Genomic DNA, 22,551 nt, shown 5'->3' on the forward strand with positions numbered 1-22,551 from the left:
TATGACCCCTTCACCAACCCTGCACAAAAGTGAACTGGCCGAATATGTGACCGCCGTTTTCCGTGACCACATGTCTTTTAACAAAATGCTGGGGCTGCAGATCAGCCAGTTTGACGGAGACGGTGTAGAGGTGCGTTTGCCCTGGAACGACAACCTGATGGGCAATCCCCTGCAGAAAATCCTGCATGGGGGCGTGACCGCCTCGGTGCTGGATACCGTGGGCGGGTTGATGGCGATTCTGCATGTGGTCAAAGACATGCCGAACATGGATCTGAAGACGTTTCAGCAACGCCTCGGGCGTATAGGCACCATTGATATGCGTGTAGATTACCTGCGCCCCGGCAAAGGCGAGGAGTTTATTGCCACCGCCAGCGTCATACGAAAAGGCAGCCGGGTCGCCGTGTGCAGAATGGAGTTGCATAACGAAGCCGGGGAGCATATCGCCTTTGGCACCGGTACTTATATGGTGGGGTGAACCACGACCGTTATGCCAGTGGCATAACGCAGCGTGGTGAACGACTCGCCAGGAAGGCGAGGCTGGACCGCTGCCACAAGGACGTGTTTCAACTCAGTTTTAAAGGCGGGCTCATTATCCAGAGTAGCAAATCATTAATTACTTTTTCTAATCCAAGTGGCGAAAAGCATTCGTTTGCTTTGTGGGTCTTAATCACGGAAGATACGCGCCTGATCCACTGGCTAAAAACTGTCCAATGTCTGATAAGTCTGCTCGCACCGGAATACTGCTCGCCATTGCCGCCTATAGTATGTGGGGCTTTGCACCCATGTATTTCAAGCTGCTGCTGAGTGTGCCTGCACCGGACATTCTGCTGCACCGCATTGTCTGGTCCATGCTGATTCTGGTGGTGCTGGTACTGGTGTTGGGGCAATTTGCCAAGGTCAAAAAGGCGCTACTGACACCCAAGGTAATGAAGATCCTGTTGATTTCCGGCGTGTTGCTTGCCGGCAACTGGCTGTTATTTATCTGGGCTATCAATAACGATCACTTGCTTGATGCCAGTCTGGGTTACTACATCAACCCCCTGCTGAATGTGGCCCTGGGGCGTATTTTTCTGGGTGAACGGTTACGCCGGTTACAAAAAATTGCGGTCGGCATGGCACTCTTCGGGGTGGGTATTATGGTGGTGTCTTTCGGTCAGGTACCCTGGATTGCACTGGCCCTGGCGGGAAGCTTTGGCGTATACGGGTTACTGCGCAAACAGGTTGATGTGGACTCCATGCCCGGACTCTTTCTTGAGACCCTGTTAATGATGCCGGTGGCCATTGCTTACTGGGTATGGTTTGCCAGCCCCGCCAGCAATATGCTGGAGAATGACTGGACTCTCAATCTGACACTCATCTGTGCCGGTATTGTGACCACGGCCCCCCTGCTTTGTTTTACCGGTGCAGCAAGACGAATCATGTACTCCACATTGGGTTTTTTCCAGTATATCGGCCCCAGCATTATGTTTGTACTGGCGGTGTTTTTGTACCATGAGCCACTGCACCAGGAACGCCTGCTGACCTTTGCATTGGTTTGGACCGGTCTGGCGCTGTTCAGTTTTGATTCCTATCGTCACTTTCAGCGTAACCGAAAGGCCAGAAAGGCGGCCATGGCCGCTGGCGCCTGATGTATTTGGCTTAGTTTTTTTGAGTCGGGGGCAAGATCAGGGTTATGCCGGGGTGAGCCGCGCGTAGGTCAGCACCAGCCATTTATTGCCCACGTCACTGAAGTTCACCTGCACCCGGGCGTGCTCACCTGAGCCTTCATAGTTGAGCACCGTGCCTTCACCAAATTTCGGGTGAATCACCCGTTGGCCCAGTGAAAAGCCGGTAGAGTCAAAGGCCGAGTGAGAGGTGGCCGGGGTGAAGCGATTCTGCACCGGTCGTGAGACCTGCGTATTGCGCAGACGAATCTCCTCAACGCAGTCAGAGGGGATTTCGCGCAAAAAACGTGACGGGGTATGATACTTTTCCTGCCCATATAATCTGCGGCTCTCGGCGTAAGTGATGACCAACTTCTCCATGGCGCGGGTCATGCCTACGTAGCAGAGACGGCGCTCTTCTTCCAAGCGTCCGGGTTCCTCGGCACTCATCTGGCTGGGAAACATGCCCTCTTCCACGCCCGCAATCAATACCATTGGAAACTCCAGCCCTTTGGCACTGTGCATGGTCATCATCTGCACCGCATCCTGATGGCTGTCAGCCTGGGATTCACCCGCCTCCAGGGAGGCGTGGGCGAGGAAAGCCGACAGCGGCGTCATGTTCTCGGCCTCTTCGGGCTTCTCAAACTGTTTACAGGCGGTGACCAGCTCCTCCAGGTTTTCGATGCGGGCCTGCGCTTTTTCGCCTTTCTCGGCCTGATACATGGCATACAGGCCAGACCCTTTGATGACCTGATCGGCCTGCTGATCCAGTGACAGCTCCTGCGTGTCCTGTTGCAGTTTAAAAATCAGGTCCACAAAACCCTGCAAGGCATTGGCGGCGCGACCGGAAAGCTTTTTCTCCTGCAACATCTGCAGTGAGGTTTGCCATAGCGACAACTCAGACACCTTCGCCATTTCCCGGATCTGCTCCAGAGTGCGCTCGCCGATACCGCGGCTGGGAGTGTTCACCACCCGTTCGAAGGCCGCGTCGTCCAGAGACTGATTGATCATACGCAGGTAGCCCAGCGCATCTTTGATTTCCTGACGCTCGAAGAAGCGCAAGCCGCCGTAAATACGATAAGCCAGGCCTTCATGCAGCATGGCCTCCTCCAGTACACGTGATTGGGCGTTGTTACGGTACAGCACGGCGCAGTCTGACAGGGCGCCCCCTTTGTCATGCCACTGACGTATCTGGGCAACAATAAAGCGGGCTTCATCCAGATCGTTGAAGCCGGCATACAAGGCGATGGGTTCACCGTCTACACCGTCTGTCCACAGCTCTTTGCCAAGACGACTCTGATTATTCTCAATCACCGCATTGGCGGCCTTGAGAATTTTTCCGGTGGAGCGGTAGTTCTGCTCCAGCCGGATGGTCTGGGCACTTTCGAAATCACGTAAAAAGTGCTGAATGTTATCCACATTCGCCCCGCGCCAGCCATAAATAGACTGGTCATCGTCACCGACGATCATCATGTTATTGTTGTCACTGGCCAGCAACCTCAGCCAGGCATACTGGATATTGTTGGTGTCCTGAAATTCATCCACCAGAATGGCGCGAAAACGTTGCTGGTAATGTTGCAAGATGCGCGGATGGTTGACCCAAAGCTCATGGGCGCGTAGCAATAGCTCCGCAAAGTCCACCAGCCCGGAGCGGTCACAGGTGTCCTGATAGGCCTGATAGATTTCCTTCATGCGCTGTTGGGCCGGATCACCGTGCGTTTCAATGTGCTGTGCCCGCAACCCCTCGTCTTTGTTGCCGTTGATATACCACTGAATCGATTTGGGGGCCCAGTGCTTCTCATCCAGATTCAGTGCCTTGAGAACCCGGCGAATCAGCCGGTACTGATCGTCTGAATCGAGGATCTGAAAATTTTCCGGCAGCCGGGCTTCTTCGTAGTGGGTGCGCAGTAAACGGTGGGCCAGGCCATGGAAGGTGCCAATCCACATGCCTTGTAAGGATGAATGCATCAGCTTTTCGACCCGGGCGCGCATCTCTCTGGCGGCTTTATTGGTAAAGGTCACGGCCAGAATACCAAAGGGTGAAATGCCCTCTACCTCCATCAACCAGGCCATTCTGTGCACCAGTACCCGGGTTTTGCCACTGCCGGCACCAGCCAGCACCAGCATATCACCAGGGGGGGCGGCAACGGCTTCGCGCTGCTTATCATTGAGGCTATCGATGAGTCTGGATACATCCATGGGGGCTAATCTCACAGCTGTTGGTGCGTAAACTGGGGCAAGTATAACAGTTATACTGTGTATTTATACACTGTCAAAAACCACGGCGCCGGCGTTATGCCGAGCCGTGATGGAATACCTGGCTTATGCCTCTGTCTAGAGCAGGGTGAGCAATTCGTCCAGATTGGCCAGCTGAATATGGGGTAGTACCGTGGCGGGCTCATTATTCATGTCGAGCGGGCGATTCGCGGCATACCAGGCTGACTGATAGCCAGCATTGATGGCGCCGGCAATATCATTGCGCAGACCATCGCCAATATGCAGCATCTGTTCAGCTGGTAGGCCCAGATGTTCACGGGCGAGGTCAAACATGCAGGAATGGGGCTTCATGGGCTGTTTAAGGCTGGCGTGATAGCAGACTTGAAAATAGCCGGCGATACCGATTTTCTCCAGGTTGACATTACCGTTGGTAATGGCCACCAGGGGCACCTTTTCGCCGAGGTGTTCGAGCAGTTTGCAGGTGCTCTGTGTTACCTGAAAATCACTACGCTGTTCGTAAAAATAATCAAAGGCCACCTGGGTGGCGGTGGTCAGGGTTTCTCCCCGATAACCACACTTTTCCAGCCCCTGATTCAGTTGCAGGCGGCGCAACTGGCCCATGTCGTTTTGCAGCTCTGGTTGAGTTTGCAGCAATGTCGATTTGATTTCCCGCCAGAATTCTATTCCCTGACTGGAGGTATCCGGATACTCAAGGTGGAGAAAGTCGAGCAGTGCCTGCTCCGCTTTGACCATGATTTTATGGTTATTGTAGAGGGTGTCATCCAAATCAAATGACAAGGCCTTAACTGGCCTCAAGGGACGATAAATAATCATTTGGCTGCTACTGCTCTCTGGGCGTTTTTTTCGCTCTGGGATGGGCTTTGTCATAAACCTGGGCCAGATGCTGAAAATCCAGGTGTGTGTAGACCTGTGTGGTGGTCAGATTAGCATGACCTAAGAGTTCCTGCACACCGCGTAAATCGCCGCTCGACTCTAACACATGTGTGGCAAAGGAGTGTCTCAGTTTGTGCGGGTTTAGCGGCTGATTCAGGCCCTGGCGGCTGGCCCAGTGCTGCATGCGCTGGGCGATCTGCCGTGAGGTAATGCGCTGGCGTTGTTTACTCACAAACAGGGCTCGCTCGTCTGCCGGTGCTAACTCCGGGCGCACCCTGAGCCAGGCCTGCACCGCCTGCCGTGCCACTCTGCCAACCGGAAGTAAGCGCTCTTTATTGCCCTTACCTATGACCCGCAGCAGGCTTTTATCCTGATTGAGGTTATCCAGATTCAGGCCGGTCAGTTCCGCCAGACGCAAACCACAACTGTAGGTCAGCTCCAGCATGGCTTTATCACGAATACCCAGCACATCATCACCGGGATCAAAATCCAGCAACTGGCTCATTTCATCCACATGCAACTGTTTGGGCAGCGGGCGCCCCTTTTTGGGTGCCTGAATGCCTGTGGTGGGGTTGGTGCTGAGCTCTCCCTGCAACAACAGGTATTGGCAAAAAGTGCGCAGCGCCGACAATTTAAGGGCAATGGAAGCGGGACTAAGCCTTTTACGGCGGGCATCATTGAGCAGTTCGCGGATATGTAAGGCGGTTAATTCAGACCAGCTGTTCAGATTCAGCTGCTGTGCTACCCCTTCGAGTTGTTGTGCGTAGGTATCGCGGGTGCGCTTAGCAAGATTGCGTTCGTTACGCAGGTGGGCAAAAAACTTCTCCAGCCACCTATCAATCTGCTCTGAGGCTGAGGGGGTCATGCCTCAGTATTCCGCGAGTTGAGGAACCACCAGGGTGAGGAATTTTTGTAACTGCGTGATCAACAGGGTATCCATGCCAGGGTGGAAATGGTGCGGTTCATCACTGCCCACGGCGAGCAGTCCCATTTCACCGCGCTCTCCCAGCAGCATCATGGCAACCGAGCCGACAGGGCGGTCATTGAATAGCATTTTCTGTTCCTGCTGGCTTAAACGTCCCAGATAATAAATGTTGTTGTTGAAGCGTTTGTCCATCAGGTGCCGCTTACTGGCTTCTGGTAAATCATCGTCAAAACCAAACAGCTTCAGGGACAAGGTCTGCAACTCCAGCTGGTGCAGTAGCACCTGTTCCAGAGTTTTGCGGGCATCGAACAAGGTTCGACACTGGAAGAGACGCAGATTGAGATCAGCGTAAATACGGTATATGCGCTCATTTTGCTTGGCGGTGGCCATCAGCTCATTGATTTGCAGCTGCAGCTTGCGCACTTTCAGGCGAAGCTGTTCTGCCTGTCGCTCAACCAAAGAGACAGTGCCTTTTTGCTGGTGAGGAAGACGAAGACCGTCGAGAATTTCAGGAAAATAAACAAAGAAATCCGGGTTGGCCAGCAGATATTCTTTTACGGCTTCCGGTTCCAGTGATGCAAAGCCACTGGAAGTCAGTGGTGCTTTTTCCTGTCTCGACATGTCACTCATAGGCTGATACTTCCATCAAATACATGCTCTGCCGGCCCCGTCATCTTCACGACCCGATCACGGCCCTGCCAGCGAATGGTCAGTGTTCCTCCGGGGAGGTCGACTCTGACGTCTGATTCCAGTTTCCCCCACAATTGCCCAATGACTGCCGCCGCGCATGCGCCACTGCCACAGGCCAGGGTCTCACCACTGCCGCGCTCGTAAACACGCAGCTTGATATGAGAGGGTGACAGAATCTGCATAAAGCCCACATTCACCCCTTCGGGAAACCTTTCATGTTTTACCAGTAAAGGACCCAGACTTTCAACTGGCGCCTGAGTAATATCATCCACCTCCATCACACAGTGGGGGTTACCCAGCGATACGGCACCACAAAAAATAGTGTGTTCGCCTTCGCGAATGATATAGGTTGCCTCTTCTTTATTGGCTTTGAGCGGGATCTGCGCCGGTTCAAACTGAGGTTTACCCATATTGACCGTCACCTGACCATCCCGCTCAAGATACAATACCATCCGTCCGGCTCTGGTGCCTACGACTATTTTATTTCTGTTTATCAGACCTTTATTGCGCACGAAGCGGGCAAAACAGCGGGCACCATTGCCACACTGGGAGACCTCGGTACCATCGGCATTAAATATACGGTAATGAAAATCCTGATCCGGATCGTAGGGGGGTTCTACCAGCAACAATTGGTCAAAGCCGATACCGAAATTGCGATCTGCCAGTTGCTGAATCTTATCCTTGGAGAAAAATACATTCTGGGTAACATTGTCGATGACCATAAAGTCATTGCCCAGGCCCTGCATTTTTGAAAAATGAATGTGCATCGGTACCACTTATAGTAAGCAAAACAACCGGGGTATGGCGCGATTCATACATTCCTTGACTGAATAGCGTGCCTTGCTTGTTGACCCCGGTGCTGTCGCTGAATTCTGAATAAGGGTAGTTTACGGAACTTTATGCTCTCCTTTCCAGAGATCCTTGAGTTTTTCTCGTTCTCGCACCAAATAACACTGCTCACCGTCCACCAGAATTTCTGCCGGGCGACAACGGCTATTGTAGTTTGAGGCCATGGTAAAGCCATAGGCACCGGCGCTGCGCACGGCAATCAGGTCGCCTTCATCAATCGCCAGCTCACGATCCTTACCCAGGAAATCACCGGTTTCACATACTGGACCGACCACATCATAGGTGAACGATGAACGGGGCAGGCTGCGATCCACTTCCACAATATCCATCCAGGCAGAATATAAGGCCGGTCGGATCAGATCGTTCATGGCGGCATCCACCAGCGCGAAGTTTTTCTCTGCCCCCTGCTTGAGGAATTCCACCTTGCTGACCAGAACCCCGGCATTGGCCATGATGGCCCGTCCCGGCTCGAAAATCAGCGGTAGGTGGCGCCGGTTCTGCATGCGATCGACAATGGCTTTAACATAGGCATCAGGCTGGGGTGGTTGTTCGTCTTTGTAGGTTACGCCCAAGCCACCGCCTACATCCAGGTGCTCGATTTCAATGCCTCTTGCAGACAGTTCATCCACCAGCTCAAGCAATCTGTCCAGCGCATCCACAAAAGGGCCCACTTCGGTCAGTTGTGAACCGATATGACAATCCATGCCCACAATCTTAAGATGTGGCATCTTCGCCGCCTGGGTATACACCTCTACCGCCTGTTCGCGCTCGATACCGAATTTATTGGCCTTGAGGCCGGTAGAAATATAAGGATGGGTCTTGGCATCCACATCGGGATTAACCCGCAATGAGATCGGTGCCTGTTTACCTTGTTCGCCCGCGACTTTGTTGATGCGTTTAAGCTCCGAGGGGGATTCCACGTTAAAGCACTTAATCCCCTGTTCGAGTGCGTAGGCAATTTCCTGCTCGGTCTTGCCGACGCCGGAAAACACCACCTTGGCAGGATCGCCACCGGCTTCAATCACCCGCGCCAGTTCACCACCGGAAACAATATCAAAGCCTGACCCCAGTTTGGCCAGTACGCTGAGCACGCCGATATTGGAGTTGGCTTTAACCGCGTAACAGATCAGGTGTGGATGCTCACCCACCGCATCATCAAAGGCACGCCAGTGACGCTCAATGGTGGCGCGGGAATAGATATAACAGGGTGTACCATATTTGGCGGCAATGTGACTGACGGGAACCTTTTCGGCCATCAGTTTCTGATCTTGATGTACAAAGAAATCCATCTAGTTCTGCTCTTGTTCGCGGGTGGATTGAGGCTGAGGTGCCTGTGTTTGCGCGGGTTTATTCTGTGCCGCAGGTTCCGGCATAAATAACGGGCCCTTCTGGCCGCAGCCCGCCAACAGCAGCAGGGAAACGAAAGTTGTCAGTTTTAACCTTTTCACGGCGTCACTCCACACAGGTATCAGACCGGCTATGATGGCATTGGCTGCACAAAAAGCAAAGCAACTTAAGACACTAATATATGCCCGCAAAGCCCTATCTATCGGGGCTTCCGATGCTTTTTATCGTGTCAGTCGGGGATGTTGCTGTTAAGGGGCGATATGTTTTATTGGAGTATGCGGCAGAGCAAACGGGAATATAGTCTGCGAAAACAAGGATACGGCGCTATGACATGCCGATAAAAACAAGACCAGCCCCAAAGATACAACGGCCAAAACTTGCGTTAGATTGCAGCAGAAAAAACTGGGGTAAGTCCCCTGCTATTCTTTATACTACGCGCATTCATTCAGCATAGGATTTGAATCATGTCTAACGTAAATACGGTGACGCTGAACCCACCCAGTATGCCTTTTCATATGGCAAAAACCACGTCTGAAGTGATCCCCGGTCAGTTACATCTGATTGGTTTCGGGTTTGACGGTACCGCCTGTTTTCGCAAGGGCACTCGCAATGGGCCCGATGCGTTGCGTGATGTGTCGGAGGATATCGAAAGCTATTCGCCCTATCTGGATGCCGATCTGGAGCAGTGTCAGTTTGTTGATATGGGCAACCTGCGCCTTGGCACCAGTGAAGAAGTAGAAGAGCAGTGGCAAAGTGCCACCGATGATTTCTCTTACCTGTTTGCTGATTGTGATCTGGAGAAGGACAAGGTTCGCATCATGACCCTGGGGGGTGAGCATTCGATCTCCTATGCGCCGATTAAAAAGTATCTGCAGCAGTATCCGGATCTGGTACTGGTGCATCTTGATGCCCATGCCGATTTGCGAGATGGCTACGAGGGCTATCACTATTCTCACGCGTCTATCATCCGGCGGGCACTGGATCATTTTGGTCCGGACCATCAGTTGATTCAGTATGGCATTCGTTCCGGCACCAAAGAGGAATACCAGTGGATGCGGGAGCACAAAACCATTCGCACGTCACGGGAGGCATTTCTGGCCGATATTGAAGCGATTGCTGCCAAACGACCGGTTTATCTGACCCTGGACCTGGATTATTTCGACCCCAGCTTTTTACCGGGTACGGGAACGCCTGAGCCCGGTGGCGAAGATTTCCACTCGTTTATCAAACTGCTCAAGATCCTACGCAATAAGAATCTGGTGGGATGCGACGTGGTTGAACTCTCACCGGAAATTGACAGCTCAGGCAACAGTGAGGTTTTTGCTGCTAAAGTGGTACGTGAACTGATACTTTGCATGCAGGCCTGAATAAGGTCAGATTAAATAAAATAAATACTCGAGTCGGCGAAGCGAAAACAGCCAGCGCCGACGTGTTGTTATTTGGGAGATAGCAGATTGGCAAACTGGACAATAGAAGACGCAGAAAGACTGTATCGGGTAAAGCGCTGGGGTGGTGGTTATTTTGACATCGGTGAAAATGGCAACCTGTATATCACCCCCATACTCGACAACCCGGATGTGCGCATTGATTTCAATACGGTGATCGAAGAAATCAAACAGGAAGGCGTTCAGTTTCCGGTTGTGGTGCGCTTTCACGATATTCTCCGCTCACAGGTGGCGTTACTCAATCAGACCTTTCGCCAGTGCATTGGTGAAGCCGAGTACAAAGGGGCCTACAAGGGCGTGTATCCGGTCAAAGTCAATCAGATGCGTGAAGTGGTGGAGGAGATTGTCGACGCCGGTGCACCCTATGACTATGGTCTTGAGGCGGGCTCCAAGGCTGAGTTGTTGACGGTGCTTTCCTTTGAAACCACGGAAAACTCGCTGACCATACTCAATGGCTACAAAGACGAAGAATTTATGCGTCTGGCATTACTCGGACGTAAGCTGGGCCGCAATATCATTGTGGTGGTGGAAAAATACTCTGAGCTACTGTCATTGGTGCGTATCTCGAAGGAACTGAACATCGATCCTATTATCGGTGTACGCTCGAAAATGACCGTAAAGGGCAAAGGCAAGTGGGAAAGTTCCGGCGGTGACCGCGCTAAGTTTGGCCTGACCATTGCCGAAATTATTAATGCCGCTAAATACCTGCAGGAGCAGGGCCTTGGGCATTGTCTCAAGCTATTGCATTTTCATATTGGCTCTCAGTTGACTGATATCCGTTCGGTTAAGGATGCCGTTGCCGAAGGCGGCCGCATCTATGCAGAGTTGCGCAATATGGGCGTGGACTTACAGTATGTGGACGTGGGCGGTGGACTCGGCGTGGATTACGACGGTACCCAGTCAACCAGCGATTCTTCCCGTAACTACAGCATGCAGGAATACGTGGCCGACGTGGTGTACGGCATGAAAGAAGTCTGTGATCTGGAAGGGGTGCCTCACCCTAATCTGGTCAGTGAGAGTGGCCGTGCGATAACAGCCCACCACAGCTGTGTGATCACCCAGATCGTAGGGGAAATCAAAAACAGCAATATTCAGTTTGATACGCAGGCCGCAGAAGGTGAACATGTGCTTGTCAGCAACATGCGCGATCTGCTCTCGGCCTTTGATAATGACGGGCGCTTACAGGAAATCTTTAACGACGCCTCAACCTGGAAAGAGCAGGCAGTGGATGCCTTTAAATTGCGCGTGATTTCGCTGGAGGAACTGGCCAAGCTGGAGACCCTGTACTGGGAAATCATGGCGCGTCTTAATCAGGAACTGAAGCAGGTCGAATACATTCCCGAAGAGCTCAAAGGGCTGGAATATGCGCTGTCTTCCCAGTATCTGTGTAACTTTTCCATTTTCCAGTCAGCGGCGGATACCTGGGCTATTGATCAGGTATTGCCAGTGGTACCCATTACACGCATGAACGAGGAACCTTCGGTCAATTGCTCGCTGGTGGACATAACCTGCGACAGCGACGGTAAAATAGATCAGTTTATCGGCGAACATGGTATCTCCGACGTGCTGCACCTGCATAAGCTCAAGCCTGGTGAAGAGTATTACGCGGGTTTGTTCCTGACCGGCGCCTATCAGGATGTGATGGGCGATATGCACAACCTGTTCGGGCGTCTTCATGAAGTGCACATTTTCAGTGATGACGACGATCCGGCGGATTTTTACATTGAAGAAGTGGTGACCGGCTCGTCGGTCAGTGGTGTGCTGTCGATTATGCAATACAACCCCTCTGCCATGGCCAAAGATGTGAAGCGCTTTATCGATAAACAGGTGGCAGCAGGAAACATCAAACCCCGAGAGGGCGTGAAGTGGACAGACTTTTATGAAGATTGTCTGCACGGCTACACCTACATGAAAACCAGTAAATAAGTGATGTCATGGCGCAATATCGGGTAGGGATACTCCTTTTTGATGATGTGGAGGTGCTGGATTACTGCGGCCCCTTTGAGGTGTTCTCAACCACACGCATGCAGGAGCCCCGTGAGCGCCATCACCCACCACCCTTTGAGGTGGTTTTGCTGGCAGAAACGGCCGCAACGGTCACCACCAGTGGTGGGATGCAGGTGCTACCGCATGCCACGCTGTATGACGCTCCGGCGCTGGATATTCTGATTATTCCCGGGGGCTGGGGCACCCGCCAGCAGGCAAACAATACTGCGCTGCTGAACTGGTTGGTACAGCAGCATGCTCAGGTAAACACGCTGGCGTCGGTGTGTACCGGCTCTATGTTGCTGGCCCAGGCAGGCCTGTTAAATGGTTTGCAGGCCACAACTCACTGGCGTTCCTTGTCTCGTATGCGTGAGCAGTTTCCCAAAGTAAAGGTCATCGCAGACAAGCATTTTGTGATGCAGGGAAACATCTGCACCAGCGCCGGTATTTCAGCAGGAATTGATTTGTCCATCAGGCTGGTGGCCAGGTATCTGGGTGAAACCGTGGCAAGGAATACAGCCAAGCATATGGAATACCCTTACCCGGAGTCTGACACGCGTCGTATCCAGGGGATTGAGTGACACCGATGAAGTACCGGCTAGAGCTCACGTGCCCACATTGTCAGCAGCCCGCGTTGCGCTGGTGGCAAAAGCTGACGCTCTGGCCTGTCAACACGCGCCTGTGCCAGCAATGTCATCGGCCTGTGACCACGTCACTGGCTACTCTGTTTACCCTGCTGCCTTTAGCATCGGCGCTATTTTTCATCAAAGACATGCAGCATCTGCCTTTGATGATCATGATTTGGTTATTGGCCGTGCTGGTCGCACTGCACGTTCAGCTTACATTGATACCCTTGATCAAAAAGCCATAAAGCCCAGAACCAGGACTGCATCTAGCGAATCACGGGCAGAGCATTATCCCTTTTTGATGCTATGTGCCCGGCTATCAAGACGTCAGCGTGATAGAAATTTAAGACGACAAAACTACCAATCAATAGCACTCAGAACTTGTTCAACCTGGTGTGTTCTTCGTCTTATGAAGATTTGTTTGATGTGCTTTCGCAACCAAATTAAACCTTTATCGGAACTTTGTCGCTTATGCCATAACATTGAAATTGAAGATTGAGGAATATCGAATGGCGGGTGGGCAATAGCCAATTCACCGCTCGCTAAATACTTGTGAATCAGGTCAGTAGGTAAAATCGCAATGAGATCACTCTCTTTAATGATAGGAACTGCTGAGGAAAAGCTATTCACCGTAAAAGCGATTCGTCGGCTTAATCCCAATTGTTGTAAAGCCTGGTCTGTGGGACTGGCAATATCGCCAGACAATGAGACTAACAAGTGTTCTGCTGATGAAAACGCTTCAACTGTTAGGGGCTTCTTGGTTAAAGGGTGATCTTTACGCATGACACAGACATAGCTCGTATCAAACAGGTGTTCTGTGCAGATATTCTCTAATGAACGGTTGCTTTGCCCGATAACCAGGTCAACATCAGCAGCATCCAATATTGGTTTGGTATGGGCTATGGTATAAGGAACCGCATGTAAGTTAAGCCCGGTGGCTTCTTTCTCGAATAACTTTCTTAACTCCAACCAAAGCGCATCAACAGCAATATCAGGTAAAGCAATTCTAAATGTCCTCTTAGCCGTTCTGGCCTCAAATTCTTCAGGCTCTATAGCTTGATTGATATTATGTAAGGAGTCGCGCACTCTCCCCCAAAGGTTATTTGCATAGGTTGTTGGCTGTATCCTGCGGCCATCTGGAACAAACAGTTTATCTTTCCACAACACCCGCATTCTGGACACAGCATTTGACACCGCCGGTTGAGTCATCGATAGCCGTTCAGCCGCCTGTGTTATTGACTTTTCAGTCATGATCACATCGAAGATAACCAACAACTTTAACTCATGGGGGCGCATCACTAACGTCCTAAATCACTGTTCAAACCCATCATATATCTTTATGTTTCAGTTTTCATATTACTATATTCATCACATTAAGAAATGAATGGAATGTCATTATAAAATTATATTTTGTTTCTGTGCCTCCTTACTATGCATTGAGTAATCAAGCACGGATAACGAGTATGAACGCAATCCTCCCCGTATTCAGTTGCTCAGATGATTTTATCGTCAAGCCACTTGCAAGACAGCCGCTCTGGATAGTGATCATGAAAAAAGTGATTCAGCTTATCGCTATTCTTTGCTGGTGCAGCGTTGCGGCTGCACACAATCACGACAAGGAGAAAGGCTTTGATATCAAGATCACTGACCTTGGGAGTCGCATTTTTGAACTAAGGACAGACCGTTCTGGCAACGTTGCCGTATTAATCGGCGAAGACGGCGTGTTCATGGTCGATACAAAGATGGAGCACTTAGTCGAGCTGATTGATGATGCTCAGAAAAAACTATCTGATAACCGAGAGGTTAATTTAATCCTCAACACACACTTTCATCGGGACCATGTCAGAGGCAATGCCTACTTTAAGAGGCGCGGCGCGGTGATAATGGCTCATCCCAATGTTCGCCATTATCTTGAAAACCCCAAAGCACTTAAAATGCTGGGTCGTGATGCCCCATCGTTTACACCCGAGTATTACCCCACAATCGATGTCACGGACGATACATCGATAAAAATGAATGGCCAAAGTATTGAGCTTTACCACACACCTAATGCGCATACAAATAGCGACCTCTTTGTTGTATTCAAAGAGGCCAATGTAATACATGGCGGCGACCTCGTTTTTAACAGACGCTTCCCGTTTATTGATATTGACAATGGCGGCACGGTAGCAGGCTATATTGCGGGGATTAAAAAGATAATTGAAGTGGCTAATGCTGATACGAAAATTATCGCAGGGCATGGTCCGATAGCGACGATAGTTGACTTAGAAGCAAGTATCAGAATGTTGAGTGAGACGCACAAAATTATTAAAGCGTTCATTGAAAAAGGCTTGCCTTTAGAGGCTATTAAGGCATTAAACCCGTTAAGCCGCTATGCGGAAAAATGGGGCTGGGCTTTTATTAGCGCCGAGAGAATGGTGACAACCCATTACTACGATATTACGGGAATGCTTGAGTAATAGTCTATGAAGGTGAACAACCTATCTGTATTCAATTTTTGTTTGTAATTTTTTTGAGGCGAGTGGGGGGGATCGGTGAGTTTAATACCAATATACATAGGTGCGGCGCTCACACTAGCGGCTGGTAACGGCTTTGCGACGCAAGAAATTATTTTCGCGCAAGATGGCAGGGCCGAGGATTATTTTGGTTACAGTGCGGCAATTGATGGGAATACAGTACTCGTTGGTGCCTATAAAGCTGATGTTAAAGGTTTGGTGGATGCTGGGGCGGCCTATGTTTATGTATCAGGTGAGAACGGCTGGTATCAACAAGCCAAGCTTGTGGCTGAACCCTCTTTCGCGCAAGACACGCTGGGCGGTAACGTCGCATTAAAAAATGATGTGGCTATGTTAGGCGCTATGAATAGGGACGATAAGGGTGAAGACGCCGGCGCGGTGATCTCTTTCGAGCGTCAGTCGGGCAATTGGATGCAGAAGCAAATACTCACCGCACCAGATGCCAGGCCGGGTGATGCGTTTGGTCAGAGTATTTCGCTTACTGAAAAACACCTTGTCATTGGCGCTCCGCGAAACGACGCCTTGGGGATAGACTCAGGGGCCGCTTATATATACAAACGAGAGAATGATGCATGGCACTACCAAACAAAAGTCACAGCAAGTGATGGTGCACAGGAAGACTTATTTGGCATCAGTGTTGCGATTGACGGTAATACCATTCTTGTGGGCGCTGATTTGCATGATCAAAAAGCGGAAAACGCAGGAGCCGTTTACGTTTATGTTCTGGATGATAACCAGTGGAAACAACAAGCTAAACTTATGGCGTCTGATGGTGGTCAAACCGATATCTTTGGTGTCAGGGTGGCTATTTCTGAAAATACCGCGTTAGTTTCGGCAAGACGGGATGATATTGATGGTGTAGGTATCGATGCCGGTTCAGCCTATATTTTTGAGCGAAGAGGTCACGTTTGGACACAAAAGCTTAAATTGACTTCACCGGACGGTAAAGCAGACGACAGGTTTGGGCGGGGTGTAGCACTAAATAAAGACACCGCAATCATCAGTGCAATGAACCACGACTCAAACGGTGCTGATACCGGGGCGGTCTATGTTTATCACAAAGGTGCTGATGGCTGGAACTACACATCAAAAATTACTGCAAAGGTCAGCTTGCCTAATGATCGATTTGGATGGAACGTGGGGTTGCATGATGGAATGGCTGTGATATCTACACCAAACCACGATGGTACCGGTGTTGATTCCGGTGCTGTATTCATACAGGCGTTGAATACTCATACCAAATGAAAGAGTGCGAACGGGTTTGAGCGTTCACTGTGATGAGACCGACTGCCCGTAATTGCCATTGCAGCTTCATGGCGCAAAATAGAAAGCTACAATTGGGGCTGCTATAAACAACTAACAAGTAACTGTGGCCCTAAGACAATAATTTTGCGCCAGCTATAGCCTCGCAAGGCGGTGCCGGGCGATATTGAGTTCATCATGAAGCATAAGTTCGACATTTTTTATTAATTGATAAAGATGCCTTGCTCTAAATTTACTGACGAGTAAGCCGGTTGAAAACGACCGCCGCATATTTCAGGACTGCATATGAATACTAAGCCCTTTATTTTTTTGCTTTTTTTACTCGTTCATTTGTCGGCATTTGCCAATGATCCGCGCATGCAATACATGCAAATTTTGCATGACCCACACTACTTCTCAGTGACAAGAGATTCTGATGGAAAAGAGTTCCATGTTTTTGTTTCTTTGCCTCATGGGTATTCCGAAGATACCAAGTATCCAGCAATCTATCTGATTGATGGGGGGATTATGTTTCCAATGCTGGCGAGTTATAACAACTATCTATCAATATCGGAGGAGCTACCGCCAATGATTGTGGTTGGCATCAGTTATGGTGTTTCTTCTTTCGAGCAAGGAAATAGCCGCGGTCATGACTTCACCTTGCCTTCAACGGTGGCTGGTCACTACGGTGGTGCTGAAGCGTTTTCTAACTTATTGAAAAGAAAGGTGATAAATCAAATAGAAACAAGGTTCAGTGCCAATCCTGAAAAAAGAATATTGTTCGGACAGTCGTTGGGAGGCCAATTTGCTCTCTACATGGCAATGTATGGAGATCCAATCTTCTGGGCGCATATAGCGAGTAATCCAGCACTGCACAACAACGTTGAAGCGTTTTTAAACCCTGTCACTGCGTCAACTAAACATAAACGCTGGCTATATGTTGCTCAAGGCAGCGACGATAGTGAAAGGTTTCGTGTAGCGGGAAATCAGTGGCGACTGCATTGGCAGAAAGCAGATACCGGTACATTACATAAAAACATTGTTGTATTACCCAATGAGACCCATTTGTCCGCGCCACCATCGGCTTTCAGAAACGGGTTGGCCTGGTTGTTTAATGCTGCAAATTAGCCGGTAAGAGCGCAATAAAAAAAGTTCAAATACTAATAGAACTCACAGTACAAAGCAGAAGGATAGGTTTTATTAACGTTTCACCCACCTAGCCTTTGGGTAAAAAATCCGTCAACAGCAAGGCAATGCCCAGGAACGACATAAACCCGGCAATATCCGTGACGGTGGTCAGCACTATTGAAGAGGACTGCGCCGGGTCCATGCCCAGACGTTTTAGTCCCATAGGTACCAGTGCACCGGCACTGCAGGCAATGACCAGAGAGCTGACCATCGCCAGTGCAATGACCAGGGCCAGTCCGGCCGATTGACTCCAGATATACACGCCAACGGCGCAGGTGATGGCAATGATGACGCCGTTGAGAAAGCCGGCACGCATTTCCTTAAACAACACTCTGGACCACTGACGGGTGGTGATTTCGCGTAGGGTGAGGCCTCGCATGGTCACCGCCAGGGCCTGCGCTCCGGCATTTCCTGATTGCCCTGCCGCTACTGGCAGTAAAATCGCCAATGCGGTTACCTCGGCAATCAGATTCTCAAACATGCCCACCACTGCGGCCGCAGCAAAGGCTGTCAGCAAGTTGATTTGCAGCCACGGCAGGCGGCGGGTCACGGCAAACCAGCTGCTGGAGAGGGCTTTTTCTTCCTTGCTCACCCCGACCATGGTTTGCATGTCGGTGGCCAGGTCTTCTTTGGTTGACTGATAGACATCGGAATAGCCGATTTGGCCAATCAGCAGGCCCTGGCTGTCCAGCACCGGAATGGATTTGCTGCGGTGGCCCTCAAAGGTTTCGGTCACGGTGTCTTTATGGTCCAGCGCGTCGAGTGTCACTTTCACCGGTGACGCAATACTGGTCAACGGGGTTGCCGGCGCACAGCTGACCAGATCGGTAATATGGATCTGTCCGGTCAGTTGCTGATTGATATCGACAAGATACAGCGTGTCGGGACTGCTTCCCTTGCATCGGCGCAAGCGGCTTAGCGCATCCGCCACGGTGGTGTCATCCGAGAAGGCCTGAATATTGGTGGTCATCATCCTGGCGGCGGAGTCCTCAGGATAGGTCAGTAAAGAGCGGTATTCGTTAACCAGTGCGCTGTGTTTGTCTTCCAGCAAGGTGAACAGCGTCCTTTGTCGCTCTATGTTAAGGCGGCTGAGCAGGCTGATAGCCAGATGGCTCTCCAGAAATCCAATCAGGCGCGCCGCCAGATCGTCACTGAAGTGGCCGAGAATGGCGTCTGAACAGCCAGGGGGGAGATATTTCCACACCCCTGCCAGCAGGTGCACCGGTTGCTGCTGTAGCAACTGACTGGCCTGCTTTGCCGGCATTTGTTCAAGATAGCGGGCACTTCTGGCAGGGTATTTAGCCAGAAAGACCTGATTCAGGTGGGAGGCCGTATCATCAAGCTGATCCATGTGGTGCATCGTCACGTCTCCTCACCCTCAATGTTGAGGGCTGAATAATTCCAACAAGCGGCCCACTGAGGCCGCATAAGCATTTAATACCTCGTAGGGCAGTGCCAGCTGTTTTCGCGCACTCTGGCGATTCAGCACATAGCGCAGACGGTGGTGATGAATAATCCCAATCAGCTCATTGTTGAGGTTCACCACCGGCAGGGTGTCAGTCTGTTGCCAGATGCTCATATCTATGGCCGCCTGTAATTCAGTAAAGCCACTCAGTCCGCTGGTGTGGTGTTCCACTAACCGGGAAACCGGGGTGGATTCAGAGGCATGCAGCAGTTTATACACGCTGACCGGTCCGATAAGTTGCCGATTCTGATTCACCACAAAGCTGTGCTGTAAATCAGAGCGGGTAGATTTTCGGATCCTGAGTAAGGCTTCTTTTGCCTGCATGGTATCGGTGAGCATCAGAATGTCGGTTTCTATCCAGGCGCCGACGGTGTAATCGGGATAACTGAGTAATCGCTGGCAGGCGGCCTGTTTGCGCGGAGACATCAGTGTCAGGCAGTGTGACCGCGGTGCTTCGTCCATCAATCGGAATATTGTGGCAATATCGGCACTATTTAACTCAGAAAACAGTCTGGCTGCCTGCTCATCTGTCATCAGCGTGAGTACCCGTGACGCCTGATCGGGCATCATCGTCGCCAGAGTTGCCGCCGCGACAGACGGTGTGGCCTGCTGTAGCAGTTCAGCCACCTGTTGCGGCGGCTCCCGTTCAAGCTGGCGGGCGGCCGCTTCGGGTTGCTCTTTGAGAAAATAGAGCGCCATACTCAGATGCGGTGTGGTCATAGCGTTTCCCTTTAAGACTGCGCGGCCGATGACGGTTCGGGTTGCCGCCGTTTGAGCACACAACTGCTGCGGTTCATCCATTGTTTACCGGGGATCAGGGTTCTGCCCTGCTCTGTCTCCAGGATCAGCATATTGTCGGTAATTTCAAGCAGAACACCTTGTGTATCACCAATCTGAATATAGTCCTGTAACTTGCAGTGCTTTCTGGCCTGTCGGGTACCCACAAGATTCGCCACCAGGCTCTGGCTGCCCAGTGCAAATGCCAGAGCCAGACCGGCGCTGAATACCGCAATCACCACGACTACAAGGTTGGTAATGAACTGGATGTTGATGCCCAGCTGTTCAACACCAATCACCAGTGCAGTGAAGATTACGGCGTACTTGACCATGGCCGCCAGCCACATCACTTTGGGCAGCTTTGCGGACTCTGCGGTGGCCTTGGTCATACTGCTGAGCAGGTTACCTAAAACCACGCCACCGATCATGATCAGCAAGCCAGCCAGCAGGCGGGGCAGGTAGGTCAGGAACTGACCAAGCCAGTTGGCGAAAAATGCCAGCCCCAGGGTGGAGGTGGCGGCAGCCAGAAAGAACAGCATCACAATCCAGAATACGATCCTACCGGCAATACGGCCATGAGCAGGCTTGATATACAGCGCCTTGGAACGCATGGAAAGGGGTTTGAGCGCCCCGAGAAGACGGTTGATAAGGTTAATGACCGAACGGGTAAGTCGGGACAGCAGCCAGGCCACCAACCATCCTGCCAGCACCAGTAACAGAGCCCCGAGTAGTTGTGGCAGATAGGCCCAGAGCTGTTCGCTCAGGCCGCTGTAAAGCTGGGTCAGGGCGGTTTGCCAGTTACCTGAAGGTGATTCAGATGTCATGCTGCGTTCCTCTGCAATGTTCACAATTTATTGATGTTGAGCAATACAATGAGGATAGCGCGTTCATCGGCTGAGCGCTGCTTTTGCGTTATTCGGTGTAAAAACGCCCGTATTGAGCAGGGGCATTTACAATTGGCAACAAGCGAAAACAATTCACAACAAACTGATGAAGAACCGTCGCCGCGCAGCCCTTATGCTGTCTGCATTGGAAAACTATGGAGTATCTACGGTGACAGGTTACGTAAAAAACACGCTTTTTTTGGTTTTGTTTGCCCTTAGCATCAGCGTTCTGCCCGCCAGAGCGACAGTCGTTGAGGTGCAGACGGTATTGGGAAATTTCCAGGTCAATCTGTTCGACAGCCACACGCCAAAAACGGTCGAAAACTTCCTCGGGTATGTCAATTCTGGTGCTTACTACAACAATGTGGTTCATCGCAGTGCACCGGATTTTGTGATTCAGGCTGGGGGGTTTACCTACAATGATGATTTTCCGCTGGATCCGGTGTCAAAAGGGCAGCCGGTCATCAATGAACCTGAGTTATCTAATGTCAGAGGCACCCTTGCCATGGCAAAAACCGCTGGTAATCCCGACAGCGCCACCTCGGAGTGGTTTATCAATCTGGCCGATAACAGTGCGAATCTGGATATTCAGAACGGCGGTTTCACGGTGTTTGGTCAGGTGTTAGGAGACGGCATGGACATTGTTGACGCCATTGCCCAGTTGCAAACGTACAATGCCGGTGGCGCTTTTACTGAGATCCCGTTGCGCGATTATGCCGGTGCACAGGAGACCATCAGTGAAGAAAATCTGGTGTTGATAACGGATGTGGTGGTGATTGACGCCAATACCGATACCCATCCTGAGTTACAGCCCGTCGTTAACACCCTCATTGATACGGTGGCGGACAACAATGATGCAGATTCAGGTGGAAGCATAGGTAATGCGCTCTGGTGGTTATTGGCGCTGACTATTCTGAGAGTATCGCCAGTGGCGCTTCGTTATCACCGTACAAGGGCATAAGCACGTTTTCTTCGTATTGCTGCCAGAAATCACTGTTTTGTGTGGCAAACCAGAAACCGAGACTGTTCAGGTAATCTTGTGACTGCAGCACCTGAGGCAACACCTTGTCGATATCATTAACGGTACCCTGTCCCCACGGGGTATTGCTGCACCCTATGGCCCCGATAATGGGGCTTTGACTGTTTTGCTGGATTGGTAGATAAACCAATGAAGAGTCTTCAGTCAGCTCGAAATAACGTCCGATGACCGGATAATCCAGGGTGTAATCGAGCCTTCCTAAGGCCACCATATTCAGCGCCAGCGTCGACTTCCCGGACATGACTCTGTGATTGTTTTGTTCCTGACTGTATTGGTCCAGCAACGGCTGCAGCGCATCTCCGTAGGCCCTGCCCAGAGGGCGTCCGAATTGCAGGGTTTTATCCTGGAGTAAGGCGGCAAAATCTGCAGGCTCGCCATAACGCTGGCGGATAATTTTCGCCGACTCCGGGCTGGCGATAAGCTGATGAGGCTTATAATACAGGGTCGCTCTGGAGTACCGGGTTGTCGCCGTGTGTTCACGTTTTATCATACAGGGAAAGCAGACGGGTGCCTGTTCTTCTCTGAGTCGTGCAATGCGAGCCGGGGGGATGGTGAGCACATCATGATCGACATCGGGCATGGCCCGAATCATTTCATTGACTAAGACATCGCAGAAACCTTGGCCTTTGAGCTCGCCATCGAGAATATGAAAAGGAGGACCGTCATTGACCGCCCAGGTGATTTTTTGTGCATCTTCAGAAATGAGCGGTTCTGCATGAACCCAACAACTCATCTGCAAGAAGATGAAAAGCCAACACACCCTGATGCTACTTTCCATATGCACTCCCAAGTCCAGGTGATCGCAGTTCCTTCGGTAA

General features: G+C 51.0%; 22 protein-coding genes. 10 read left to right on the forward strand and 12 right to left on the reverse strand.

Features of this window, described 5'->3' with window-relative positions; all coding sequences use genetic code 11:
• The first annotated feature begins 1 nt into the window (after position 1).
• Positions 2–475, forward strand: a complete 474-nt coding sequence (locus CCY32_RS04175; protein WP_088329342.1) for a thioesterase family protein — start codon at positions 2–4, stop codon at positions 473–475.
• Positions 476–710: 235 nt separating this feature from the next.
• Positions 711–1,628, forward strand: a complete 918-nt coding sequence (rarD, locus tag CCY32_RS04180; protein WP_088329343.1) for an EamA family transporter RarD — start codon at positions 711–713, stop codon at positions 1,626–1,628.
• A 42-nt stretch (positions 1,629–1,670) separates the two neighbouring features.
• Here rarD and uvrD read toward each other — a convergent pair whose 3' ends face one another.
• From uvrD to CCY32_RS04215, 7 genes are all read right to left on the reverse strand, one after another.
• Positions 1,671–3,842, reverse strand: a complete 2,172-nt coding sequence (uvrD, locus tag CCY32_RS04185; RefSeq protein ID WP_088329344.1) for a DNA helicase II — start codon at positions 3,840–3,842, stop codon at positions 1,671–1,673.
• 135 nt (positions 3,843–3,977) lie between these two features.
• Positions 3,978–4,694: an HAD-IA family hydrolase gene (locus CCY32_RS04190; RefSeq protein ID WP_088329345.1), complete on the reverse strand. Its 717-nt coding sequence runs from the start codon at positions 4,692–4,694 to the stop codon at positions 3,978–3,980.
• 7 nt (positions 4,695–4,701) lie between these two features.
• Positions 4,702–5,619, reverse strand: a complete 918-nt coding sequence (gene xerC, locus CCY32_RS04195; RefSeq protein WP_088329346.1) for a tyrosine recombinase XerC — start codon at positions 5,617–5,619, stop codon at positions 4,702–4,704.
• A 3-nt stretch (positions 5,620–5,622) separates the two neighbouring features.
• Positions 5,623–6,309, reverse strand: coding sequence for a DUF484 family protein (locus tag CCY32_RS04200; RefSeq protein ID WP_088329347.1), 687 nt, complete (start codon positions 6,307–6,309; stop codon positions 5,623–5,625).
• A complete protein-coding gene (dapF, locus tag CCY32_RS04205; RefSeq protein ID WP_088329348.1) occupies positions 6,306–7,136 on the reverse strand; it encodes a diaminopimelate epimerase in 831 nt (276 codons plus the stop codon). Before dapF ends, CCY32_RS04200 begins: the two co-directional genes overlap by 4 nt.
• 120 nt (positions 7,137–7,256) lie before the next feature.
• A complete protein-coding gene (lysA, locus tag CCY32_RS04210; RefSeq protein WP_088329349.1) occupies positions 7,257–8,507 on the reverse strand; it encodes a diaminopimelate decarboxylase in 1,251 nt (416 codons plus the stop codon).
• Positions 8,508–8,666, reverse strand: a complete 159-nt coding sequence (locus CCY32_RS04215; protein WP_246840528.1) for a lipoprotein — start codon at positions 8,664–8,666, stop codon at positions 8,508–8,510.
• 363 nt (positions 8,667–9,029) lie between these two features.
• Here CCY32_RS04215 and speB point away from each other — a divergent pair, with 363 nt between their 5' ends.
• The 4 genes from speB (at position 9,030) to CCY32_RS04235 (ending at position 12,867) form a co-directional block, all read left to right on the forward strand.
• Positions 9,030–9,932, forward strand: a complete 903-nt coding sequence (speB, locus tag CCY32_RS04220) for an agmatinase (protein WP_088329351.1) — start codon at positions 9,030–9,032, stop codon at positions 9,930–9,932.
• Positions 9,933–10,019: 87 nt separating this feature from the next.
• Positions 10,020–11,936 carry a biosynthetic arginine decarboxylase gene (speA, locus tag CCY32_RS04225; protein WP_088329352.1) on the forward strand — a complete coding sequence of 639 codons (1,917 nt, stop codon included), beginning with the start codon at positions 10,020–10,022 and terminating at the stop codon, positions 11,934–11,936.
• Between the two features lie 8 nt (positions 11,937–11,944).
• A complete protein-coding gene (locus CCY32_RS04230) occupies positions 11,945–12,577 on the forward strand; it encodes a DJ-1/PfpI family protein (RefSeq protein WP_088329353.1) in 633 nt (210 codons plus the stop codon).
• Positions 12,574–12,867 carry a hypothetical protein gene (locus CCY32_RS04235; RefSeq protein WP_141096171.1) on the forward strand — a complete coding sequence of 98 codons (294 nt, stop codon included), beginning with the start codon at positions 12,574–12,576 and terminating at the stop codon, positions 12,865–12,867. Before CCY32_RS04230 ends, CCY32_RS04235 begins: the two co-directional genes overlap by 4 nt.
• A 112-nt stretch (positions 12,868–12,979) precedes the next feature.
• On the opposite strand, the gene CCY32_RS04240 is transcribed toward CCY32_RS04235, so the two are convergent.
• A complete protein-coding gene (locus tag CCY32_RS04240; RefSeq protein ID WP_088329355.1) occupies positions 12,980–13,918 on the reverse strand; it encodes a LysR family transcriptional regulator in 939 nt (312 codons plus the stop codon).
• Positions 13,919–14,085: 167 nt separating this feature from the next.
• Here CCY32_RS04240 and CCY32_RS04245 point away from each other — a divergent pair, with 167 nt between their 5' ends.
• From CCY32_RS04245 to CCY32_RS04255, 3 genes are all read left to right on the forward strand, one after another.
• Positions 14,086–15,081 carry an MBL fold metallo-hydrolase gene (locus CCY32_RS04245; RefSeq protein WP_088329356.1) on the forward strand — a complete coding sequence of 332 codons (996 nt, stop codon included), beginning with the start codon at positions 14,086–14,088 and terminating at the stop codon, positions 15,079–15,081.
• 75 nt (positions 15,082–15,156) lie between these two features.
• Positions 15,157–16,383 carry a hypothetical protein gene (locus CCY32_RS04250; RefSeq protein ID WP_088329357.1) on the forward strand — a complete coding sequence of 409 codons (1,227 nt, stop codon included), beginning with the start codon at positions 15,157–15,159 and terminating at the stop codon, positions 16,381–16,383.
• 303 nt (positions 16,384–16,686) lie between these two features.
• Complete coding sequence (locus CCY32_RS04255) at positions 16,687–17,508, forward strand: alpha/beta hydrolase-fold protein (RefSeq protein WP_088329358.1); 822 nt, start codon at positions 16,687–16,689, stop codon at positions 17,506–17,508.
• 88 nt (positions 17,509–17,596) lie between these two features.
• Here the strand turns inward: CCY32_RS04255 and mgtE are convergent, their stop codons facing one another.
• Genes mgtE through CCY32_RS04270 form a run of 3 tightly spaced genes read right to left on the reverse strand, consistent with a single transcriptional unit; the run spans position 17,597 to position 20,634 of the window.
• Positions 17,597–18,928 (reverse strand): magnesium transporter, encoded by a 1,332-nt coding sequence (mgtE, locus tag CCY32_RS04260; RefSeq protein WP_088329359.1) that lies wholly within the window; start codon positions 18,926–18,928, stop codon positions 17,597–17,599.
• Positions 18,929–18,946: 18 nt separating this feature from the next.
• Entirely contained in the window at positions 18,947–19,753 is an 807-nt protein-coding gene (locus CCY32_RS04265) for a magnesium transporter (protein ID WP_168171420.1), read from the reverse strand.
• 11 nt (positions 19,754–19,764) lie between these two features.
• Entirely contained in the window at positions 19,765–20,634 is an 870-nt protein-coding gene (locus CCY32_RS04270; protein WP_088329361.1) for a mechanosensitive ion channel, read from the reverse strand.
• Between the two features lie 229 nt (positions 20,635–20,863).
• On the opposite strand from CCY32_RS04270, the gene CCY32_RS04275 reads away from it, so the two are divergent.
• Positions 20,864–21,655 carry a peptidylprolyl isomerase gene (locus CCY32_RS04275; protein WP_088329694.1) on the forward strand — a complete coding sequence of 264 codons (792 nt, stop codon included), beginning with the start codon at positions 20,864–20,866 and terminating at the stop codon, positions 21,653–21,655.
• Here the strand turns inward: CCY32_RS04275 and CCY32_RS04280 are convergent.
• Entirely contained in the window at positions 21,603–22,511 is a 909-nt protein-coding gene (locus CCY32_RS04280; protein WP_088329362.1) for an ABC transporter substrate-binding protein, read from the reverse strand. The two genes, CCY32_RS04275 and CCY32_RS04280, sit on opposite strands and share 53 nt — an antisense overlap.
• Positions 22,512–22,551: the final 40 nt, after the last annotated feature.

This window comes from Lacimicrobium sp. SS2-24 (assembly GCF_002201535.1).
GTDB lineage: Bacteria > Pseudomonadota > Gammaproteobacteria > Enterobacterales > Alteromonadaceae > Lacimicrobium.

Excerpts from the sequence above, each read along its gene's own strand:
- lysA (WP_088329349.1), bottom strand. The coding sequence starts at position 8,507 with ATGGATTTCTTTGTACATCAAGATCAGAAACTGATGGCCGAAAAGGTT.
- dapF (WP_088329348.1), bottom strand. The coding sequence starts at position 7,136 with ATGCACATTCATTTTTCAAAAATGCAGGGCCTGGGCAATGACTTTATG.
- CCY32_RS04230 (WP_088329353.1), top strand. The coding sequence starts at position 11,945 with ATGGCGCAATATCGGGTAGGGATACTCCTTTTTGATGATGTGGAGGTG.
- mgtE (WP_088329359.1), bottom strand. The coding sequence starts at position 18,928 with ATGCACCACATGGATCAGCTTGATGATACGGCCTCCCACCTGAATCAG.
- uvrD (WP_088329344.1), bottom strand. The coding sequence starts at position 3,842 with ATGGATGTATCCAGACTCATCGATAGCCTCAATGATAAGCAGCGCGAA.
- CCY32_RS04245 (WP_088329356.1), top strand. The coding sequence starts at position 14,086 with ATGAACGCAATCCTCCCCGTATTCAGTTGCTCAGATGATTTTATCGTC.
- CCY32_RS04175 (WP_088329342.1), top strand. The coding sequence starts at position 2 with ATGACCCCTTCACCAACCCTGCACAAAAGTGAACTGGCCGAATATGTG.
- CCY32_RS04200 (WP_088329347.1), bottom strand. The coding sequence starts at position 6,309 with ATGAGTGACATGTCGAGACAGGAAAAAGCACCACTGACTTCCAGTGGC.
- rarD (WP_088329343.1), top strand. The coding sequence starts at position 711 with ATGTCTGATAAGTCTGCTCGCACCGGAATACTGCTCGCCATTGCCGCC.
- CCY32_RS04270 (WP_088329361.1), bottom strand. The coding sequence starts at position 20,634 with ATGACATCTGAATCACCTTCAGGTAACTGGCAAACCGCCCTGACCCAG.
- CCY32_RS04255 (WP_088329358.1), top strand. The coding sequence starts at position 16,687 with ATGAATACTAAGCCCTTTATTTTTTTGCTTTTTTTACTCGTTCATTTG.
- speB (WP_088329351.1), top strand. The coding sequence starts at position 9,030 with ATGTCTAACGTAAATACGGTGACGCTGAACCCACCCAGTATGCCTTTT.
- xerC (WP_088329346.1), bottom strand. The coding sequence starts at position 5,619 with ATGACCCCCTCAGCCTCAGAGCAGATTGATAGGTGGCTGGAGAAGTTT.
- CCY32_RS04190 (WP_088329345.1), bottom strand. The coding sequence starts at position 4,694 with ATGATTATTTATCGTCCCTTGAGGCCAGTTAAGGCCTTGTCATTTGAT.
- CCY32_RS04265 (WP_168171420.1), bottom strand. The coding sequence starts at position 19,753 with ATGACCACACCGCATCTGAGTATGGCGCTCTATTTTCTCAAAGAGCAA.
- CCY32_RS04240 (WP_088329355.1), bottom strand. The coding sequence starts at position 13,918 with ATGCGCCCCCATGAGTTAAAGTTGTTGGTTATCTTCGATGTGATCATG.
- CCY32_RS04280 (WP_088329362.1), bottom strand. The coding sequence starts at position 22,511 with ATGGAAAGTAGCATCAGGGTGTGTTGGCTTTTCATCTTCTTGCAGATG.